Raw genomic sequence first — 7,034 nt, 5'->3', positions numbered from 1 at the left:
TCAAAACTGATCCTTCATACCCCGCAGCCGCGCAAAAACCCGCACCGGATCTTGAACGCCGGTGGCCGCCTGCAGAGCCGGCTGATCCCAGCGCAAAAAAGGATTGGTGCGGCGCTCTTCGCCAATGGTGCTGGGCACCGTCGGGGATCCCGCCTGGCGCAGCGCCACCACCTGCTGATAGCGCGCCTGCAAGTCGGGGTTGTCGCCATCTACCGTCAAGGCAAACTTGAGGTTGTTCAAGGTGTATTCGTGGGCACACCACACCCGCGTCGGTTCAGGTAACTGGCGCAGTTGATCCAGGGATCCCAGCATTTGCTCTGGGGTGCCCTCAAAGAGCCGCCCGCATCCCCCAGCAAACAGAGTATCGCCGCAGAAGAGATCCCCGCTTTCGGGGAAGTAGTAGGCAACATGTCCCCGCGTATGGCCGGGCACAAACAACACCTTCGCCTGCCGGCCCGCAAATTCCACCGTCTCCCCCGCCTGCAGCTCCACCGTCTGGCCAGGGATCCGCCCTCGATCCACCTGGCTGCCGTAGACGACGGCGCGGGGGTAGCGGGCCACAAGTTGCAGGTTGCCCCCCACATGGTCGTGGTGGTGGTGGGTGTTGAAGATGGCCACCAGCTCCGCCCCCAGCTCGGCCAATTTGTCCAGCACGGGCTCGGCCACTGCCGGATCCACCACTGCTGCCGTTGCCGTCTCGGGATCGTAGAGCAGATAGATGTAGTTGTCGCGCAGGGCAGGCAGTTGCAGAATGCGCATGGCCAGCTAGTCCTCAAAAATGGCCTGTTCTACATCCTGGCGGCTGAGGGAGTAGGGGAAAGACAGGGTTTTCGTGTTGCCATCCGGGTAGGTGTAGCGCACCCAGATGCTGGTCTCTTCTAGGCGCAGGCAGGCTTTCCAGCCCGGCCGCTCGCAAAACCATTGCTCCACATCCTTTGGGTCGCGGGTGCAGCCTTGCTCCTCCAGCCAGCGTTCGATGGCGTGGAGCGGGTGATTGTAGAGAGGTGTGGTGGCAGGGGGCAAAGGCATGGTGAGATTCAAACGCGCGCAGAGAAGCCGTCAAACTAGACAAAAGTTAACAGCCTATTCCATTCAAGCACTTGATCCGTGGGAGGCTCCGAGCGCTTTGTCTGAACCTCATCCCCAAGCAACCGGAGTTGGTTAGCCCACCCCGCCCTCCCGTAGCCAGGCCAAAGCAACCGCCAACACCAAACACGCCACGAAGGTGGATCCCATCAGCAGCAGGGCACAGAGCTCGCCCGCCGAGAGAGGCCGGGTTTCCATGCGCAGCTCGAGAGAATCCAGATCTGAGGATCCCGTTATACTGAGGGAGCCCATGTTGGTCGTCATCGCCCGCAAGCTGGCATCGTAGATGGCCCGTTTTGCCGGGTTGCTGAGCACGAGATAAGCTTCCTGCAGCTCTTGGAAGCAGCGAATGGCCACTTCCGGGGCCAGGGGGGAAGTGTCGGGGTGGTAGCGTTTGCTCAACTGCCGATAGGCCCGCCGAATGGCCTCAGGAGATGCCCCTGGAGACAGGCCCAACCGTTGGTAGTAGGTGAGGGAAGTCAACGAGCGCATGCAAGCTGATCTCGACTAAGTGAGACGGTGGGGACAGCAGAACGCTTCTCCAAGGAGCTGAGCTTTGATCCAGTGTAATCACTTGGCCAGCCGTCGGGATCCCCTGAGCATGGCTCTATTCTTCTTCCTCTTCTTCCGACTTGGCTTTGGGGTAGTAGAAGCCGGTGTTGCGACCGCTCAAAATTGAACGCCCAATGGTCATTGCCCGCTGGGCCTGGAGCTTGGCTTTGCCCAGCCAAACGGCATACCGCCTGCGACTGCGGGCTTTCGAGGTTTTCTTCTTAGGAACAGCCATAGCTTGTACAAGAACACAGCCTTACTAGGCTAGCACTGAGCTTGCACCGTCGATCCCGGCTTTGTTTCGTCAAGTAGTCTATTAGCAGTTGACTCCAGAGAGAGCGAGCATCTCCGCACAATAGGGTTGAGATGGGTCAACTCTTCTACGCAAACCTTCTCAATCCCTTTTCCCGGCAGCCTTGGAGTCGATAGAGTATGGGACATCTTCTGGAACAGGCGGCCAGGTGATATCGGTCACCCCCCGGAAGCTCTTTTGGGTGCAAGCTAAGAATGGACTGTGGCCACTTCCTCGATCTAGGAGATCGCTCAACCATGCGCAACCTCTTTTCCATCTTGTTGTTCGGGATCCCGCTGCTGAGCTTGGGTTGGACGGGGATCCCAGTGGCTGCCCAATCCACCAATCCGGAGCTGTGCCAGAAGTTTCCCCAAGACCTTCGCTGCAATCTCTCTGCCCCCAGCCAGGTAGGACAAGCGCCTCAACCCAGCACTCGCCCGCGCGTTGCGGTTTTGGATTTTGATTTCAGCAGCCTCAGCAATTCCTACAGCCTGCGCGAGGCTTCCCGGGGGGTGAGCGATCTGCTGGTGGATCGGCTGGTGAGAGATGGCACTTTTTCTGTTATCGAGCGCTCGCGGCTAGACGCGATCTTGGCCGAGCAGAACTTGGGGCTATCGGGGCGGTTGGATGCCAACACCGCCGCTCAGGTGGGCCGGATCCTCGGGGTCGATGCGGTGATCCTCGGCAGTGTTACCCAGTTCGATGTGTCGGTGCGCCGTTCCGGCGGTGGGGCGCCGGTCTTAACCCCCTTCGGCAGCTTTCCGCTGGCGGTGGGGGCCGAGTCGGTGGATGCCGATGCCAACGTGCAGCTCAATGCCCGCCTGGTGAGCACCAGCACGGCCGAGATCTTGGCCGTGGTCGAGGGCCGGGGCAACGCCAGCCAGTCGGATAGCACGGTCACGGTTGCCGGCTTTGGCGGGGGATCCGCCACCAGTAACGAAGAAAAGCTGCTGGTTTTGGCCAGCCAGCAGGCGGTGGAGCAAATTGCCCAGCAGTTGGCCGGTTTTGCCAGTCGCTTGGCGGCCCAGCCCCGCTCTTTGCCGACCATCGATGCCTTGGTGGCCGATGTCTACGGCAATCAGGTGATCTTGAACAAAGGCAGCCGCGACGGCTATCGCGTGGGCCTGATCCTTTCTGTGGAGCGCGTCGTTCGCGAGGTTAAGGATCCGGCCACAGGAGCAGTCCTGCGCAAATTGACCGAGCCAGCCGGCCAAATTCAACTGACAGAGGTGGATCAGGGATCCAGTGTGGGCCGCATTCTCAGCGGCTCTGGCTTTAAGGTGGGAGATGTAGCCAAGCCTCTCCAGTAAACTCCCAACGCTCTATCTTCAAGACCCTTCAATCGGGGCAAAGCCCTGGCGTTGAATATTTTCGGTAACGGTGCGCGGCTCCAGAAATTGCAGCAGGTAGTCGGGGCCACCGGCTTTGGATCCCACGCCGGAGAGCTTGAAGCCGCCAAAGGGCTGCCGCTCGACCAAAGCGCCGGTGATCTCGCGGTTGATGTAGAGGTTGCCGACAGCAAAGTCTTGGCGGGCCTGTTGGATGTGGGAAGGAGTGCGGCTGTAGACGCCGCCGGTGAGAGCGTAGGGAGTGGCATTGGCCAGCTCCAGGGCAGAGGAGAAATCCGCTGCCGCAATCACCGCCAGAACCGGTCCAAACAGCTCCCGCTGTGCCAGTTCCGATTGGGGATCCACCTGGCTAAACACCGTGGGGCCGACGAAGTAGCCTTTTTCCGGCACGGGCAGGCTGAGTTCCAAGCGGGCGTAGGCTTGGGCCGCTTGAATGGCCTGTTGCAGGCGGGCTTGGGCCTCGGCATCGATCACCGGGCCGACCTGGGTGCTAGGATGAGCCGGATCCCCCACGTTTAACGACCGCACCGCCTCGATCAACCGCCCCAAGAACAGGTCGTGGATCGACTGCAAGACAATGGCCCGCGAGCAGGCGGAGCATTTTTGGCCACTGTAGCCAAAAGCAGAGTTAACCACCCCCTTCACCGCCAGATCCAGGTCGGCGCTTTCATCCACAAGGATGGCGTTTTTGCCGCCCATCTCGGCAATCACCCGCTTGATGTGGTGCTGTCCCGGTTGCAATTGCGCCGCCTGGGCAAGGATCTGGCAGCCCACCGCCTGGGATCCAGTGAAGGCAATCAAATGTACCCGTGGATCTTGCACCAGGAGAGGGCCGATCTCTTCCCCAACTCCTGGCAGAAATTGAAAGACGCCTTCCGGGATCCCGGCTTCGGCGAGGGCCTTGAGGATGAAGCCTGCCAGCTTGGCGGCGACCAGCGAAGATTGCTCTGCCGGCTTGAGGAGCACGCAGTTTCCAGCCACCAAAGCCGCCATCGCCATGCCACAGGGGATGGAGAGAGGAAAGTTCCAAGGGGCGATCACCACCGCCACACCGCGGGGCTGGTAGTGGTAATGGTTGGTTTCGCCGGGCAGGTTGCACGCCCGTCCTCGATCCAGAGCCTCCATCTGCTGGGCGTAGTAGCGGCAGAAGTCGATGGCCTCGGAAATCTCCCCATCGGCCTGGGCGATGGGCTTGCCCACCTCCAGCACCATCCAGGCGGCCAGCTCTGCCCGTTGAGCCTCGATTTGCTCCGCCACCCGCCGCAGGATCCCCGCCCTCACGGCCACAGGCGTGCGCCGCCAGCGGGGAAAGCTGGCCTGGGCCGCCCGCAGGGCTTGCTCCACCTGTGCGGGACTGGCCAACCCAATCTCACCCACCACTTGCTCGGGATCGGCAGGGTTTAAAGAAGGAATAGACTGTCGGGTTGGGCGATATTCTCCGGCAATCCAGGGCTGAACTGTCTGGCCCAGTTGCGTTTGAACTTTTTGCAGGGCCTGAAAAAAGGGATCCCGCTGCTGGGGCTGGCTGAAATCCGTATCGGCAGCCGCGACAAACGAGAGGGAAGGTGGCTGAAACATGGATCCCTCCTCCAAGACAGGGGGGGCCAACAACTGTTCGGCGTCGTAGCCCTGGACACTTTGCCGCAGGAAGGACGTGTTGGCGGTATTTTCCAGCAAACGCCGAATCAGATAAGCCATGCCCGGCAGCAGCTCTCCATAGGGACAGTACACCCGCACCCGCTGTCCCTTCTGCACCAGGGCCTTGGCCAAGGGGTCGGCCATGCCGTAGAGCACCTGCAGCTCAAAAGCAGACTGAGGTACCTCCAGCGCCTGGGCGATGGCAATGGCTTTGGCCTGAGAACGCACATTGTGGCTGGCAATGGCGGCACGCAGATGGGTGTGGTGCTCTAACAAAAGCTGGGTCAGGCGCTCAAAATTGGCGTCGGTGGCGGCTTTGTCGTTGTAAACCGGCTGCGGCCAGTGCTTTTGCGCCGCCAGGATGGTCTCTTGATCCCAGTAGGCGCCCTTGACCAGGCGCACCGTCACCGGGGATCCCCGCTCTTTGGCCCAGGCGATCAGGTTTTGCAAATCGGTGTAGCTATCCCGCAGGTAGGCTTGTAGGGTCAGGCCAATGTCGGTGCGGCTGCGGAACTCCGGCTCCAGCAGCAGCTCCTGTAAAATGGCCAGGGTAAGGGATTTGTAGCGGTACTGCTCCATATCAAAGTGGATCCCGACTCCCAGGGCCTCGCCCCGGCGCAACAGGATGCGGATCCGTTCTCCCACCTTGGCTTTGGCCCCTGCCGGGTCGATGGGGTCGAACTGGGAATAGAAGGCCGTCAGCTTCACCGACACTTGGGGCATAGGCTGCGGCTGCGGCCAGGTTTTGACCACCTTTGCCAATTGCTCCATCGCCTGTAGGTAGCGCTCCAGGTAGGATTGGGCTTCGGCTTCGGTGAGGACGGCTTCCCCCAGCAAATCCAGGGTAAAAGCCATGCCTTGGCGGTGCAGAGTTTCCAGCGTTTGGCTCACCTGCTGCAGGGTTTCTCCGGCAATGTAGCGACGGGCCAGGGCTTCTACAGCAGCGGTGAGGGTGCTGGCGGCCAACTGTCCAGGCAGAGAATGGGGGTCGGCAAAGTTGAGTAGGTTTTTCAGTATCCCCGGCAACTCTACTGCCGGATCCAAGAGATACTCTTGAAGATGGCGAGCCATCTCTGCTTTGCTTTTCAGGCTGGGCAAAACATCGATCAAGCGGAACAACTGGGTGCGCAAATGGGGGTTCTCCATCGCCCAGGCCAGCAGCCTGTCCTCCCAACGCAGTTGATCCCGCCATTGGGCCAGCAGGGATCTCCCCTCGCCCCGAACGGAATTCAACAGAGACTGGGCAAGTGCTTGGGTTTGAGCCTCATAGGCGAGAGGAGCAGCTTGGGCAACCATAGGGCAATCGGAAGTAGAGCTGGCGGGATCCCACTATCCTGTCACGGACGGGATTGAGCCTGAGCTAGATTTTGATAAAGATGATAGTTTCGACGGCCCTAACAGGGCCACTGCGGGGCCTTAAACACCACAAGCAAGACAGTTAAAACCATTTGGATACAGGAGAGCTATGCGGGCTTTTGTTGCAGGGGCTACGGGAGAAACGGGGCGGCGCATCGTCAAAGAGTTGGTGGGCCGCGGCATCCCGGTACGGGCGCTGGTGCGCAGCCGCGAGCTGGCCGCACAGGTTTTGCCCCCCGAAGCAGAAGTGGTGGTGGGAGATGTGCTGGACCCGGCCACGCTAAGGGCCGGCATGGAGGGATGCACGGTGGTGCTCTGTGCTACAGGAGCTAGGCCCAGTTGGGATCCCTTTCTGCCTTACCGAGTGGATTATGAAGGCACCAAGAACTTAGTGGATGTGGCCAAAGCCCAAGGGATCCAACACTTTGTTTTGATTTCTTCTCTGTGCGTGTCCCAGTTGTTCCACCCCCTCAACCTGTTTTGGCTGATCTTGGTGTGGAAAAAACGAGCCGAAGAATACTTGCAAAACAGCGGCCTCACCTACACCATCATTCGGCCAGGGGGCCTGAAAAACCAGGACAACGAGGATGGCATTGTCCTCTCCCAAGCTGACACTCTCTTCGAGGGCAGCATCCCTCGCCTCAAAGTAGCTCAAGTGGCTGTTGAAAGCCTATTTCAGCCGGCAGCAAAAAACCGCATCTTCGAGATCATCGCTAAGCCCGGCGTTCCCAGGCGGGAGTGGAGTGACCTCTTTGCCCTAG

7 protein-coding genes are annotated in these 7,034 nt (G+C 60.2%); 2 read left to right on the top strand and 5 right to left on the bottom strand.

Annotated features, from left to right (window positions below; all coding sequences use genetic code 11):
• From gloB to NW857_RS11110, 4 genes are all read right to left on the bottom strand, one after another.
• Positions 1–759: a hydroxyacylglutathione hydrolase gene (gloB, locus tag NW857_RS11125; RefSeq protein WP_414368957.1), complete on the bottom strand. Its 759-nt coding sequence runs from the start codon at positions 757–759 to the stop codon at positions 1–3.
• Between the two features lie 6 nt (positions 760–765).
• The gene (locus NW857_RS11120; RefSeq protein ID WP_414335177.1) at positions 766–1,029 is read right to left on the bottom strand and encodes a DUF3143 domain-containing protein; all 264 of its coding nucleotides are present in this window, start codon (positions 1,027–1,029) and stop codon (positions 766–768) included.
• 132 nt (positions 1,030–1,161) lie between these two features.
• Positions 1,162–1,578: a J domain-containing protein gene (locus tag NW857_RS11115; protein WP_414335178.1), complete on the bottom strand. Its 417-nt coding sequence runs from the start codon at positions 1,576–1,578 to the stop codon at positions 1,162–1,164.
• A gap of 115 nt (positions 1,579–1,693) precedes the next feature.
• Positions 1,694–1,873 (bottom strand): 50S ribosomal protein L32, encoded by a 180-nt coding sequence (locus NW857_RS11110; RefSeq protein WP_414335180.1) that lies wholly within the window; start codon positions 1,871–1,873, stop codon positions 1,694–1,696.
• 314 nt (positions 1,874–2,187) lie between these two features.
• Here NW857_RS11110 and NW857_RS11105 point away from each other — a divergent pair, with 314 nt between their 5' ends.
• Complete coding sequence (locus NW857_RS11105) at positions 2,188–3,240, top strand: CsgG/HfaB family protein (RefSeq protein ID WP_414335182.1); 1,053 nt, start codon at positions 2,188–2,190, stop codon at positions 3,238–3,240.
• 18 nt (positions 3,241–3,258) lie between these two features.
• On the opposite strand, the gene pruA is transcribed toward NW857_RS11105, so the two are convergent.
• Complete coding sequence (gene pruA / locus NW857_RS11100) at positions 3,259–6,213, bottom strand: L-glutamate gamma-semialdehyde dehydrogenase (RefSeq protein WP_414335183.1); 2,955 nt, start codon at positions 6,211–6,213, stop codon at positions 3,259–3,261.
• 169 nt (positions 6,214–6,382) lie between these two features.
• On the opposite strand from pruA, the gene NW857_RS11095 reads away from it, so the two are divergent.
• Positions 6,383–7,034: SDR family oxidoreductase (locus tag NW857_RS11095; protein WP_414368954.1), on the top strand; the 652-nt coding region annotated here is incomplete at its 3' end.

This window comes from Synechococcus sp. H55.9 (assembly GCF_047462355.1).
GTDB lineage: Bacteria > Cyanobacteriota > Cyanobacteriia > Thermostichales > Thermostichaceae > Thermostichus.
The sequence above is the reverse complement of the archived record's forward strand: the minus strand, read 5'-3'. Positions and strand labels throughout refer to the sequence as shown.

Excerpts from the sequence above, each read along its gene's own strand:
- gloB (WP_414368957.1), bottom strand. The coding sequence starts at position 759 with ATGCGCATTCTGCAACTGCCTGCCCTGCGCGACAACTACATCTATCTG.
- NW857_RS11120 (WP_414335177.1), bottom strand. The coding sequence starts at position 1,029 with ATGCCTTTGCCCCCTGCCACCACACCTCTCTACAATCACCCGCTCCAC.
- NW857_RS11115 (WP_414335178.1), bottom strand. The coding sequence starts at position 1,578 with ATGCGCTCGTTGACTTCCCTCACCTACTACCAACGGTTGGGCCTGTCT.
- NW857_RS11110 (WP_414335180.1), bottom strand. The coding sequence starts at position 1,873 with ATGGCTGTTCCTAAGAAGAAAACCTCGAAAGCCCGCAGTCGCAGGCGG.
- NW857_RS11105 (WP_414335182.1), top strand. The coding sequence starts at position 2,188 with ATGCGCAACCTCTTTTCCATCTTGTTGTTCGGGATCCCGCTGCTGAGC.
- pruA (WP_414335183.1), bottom strand. The coding sequence starts at position 6,213 with ATGGTTGCCCAAGCTGCTCCTCTCGCCTATGAGGCTCAAACCCAAGCA.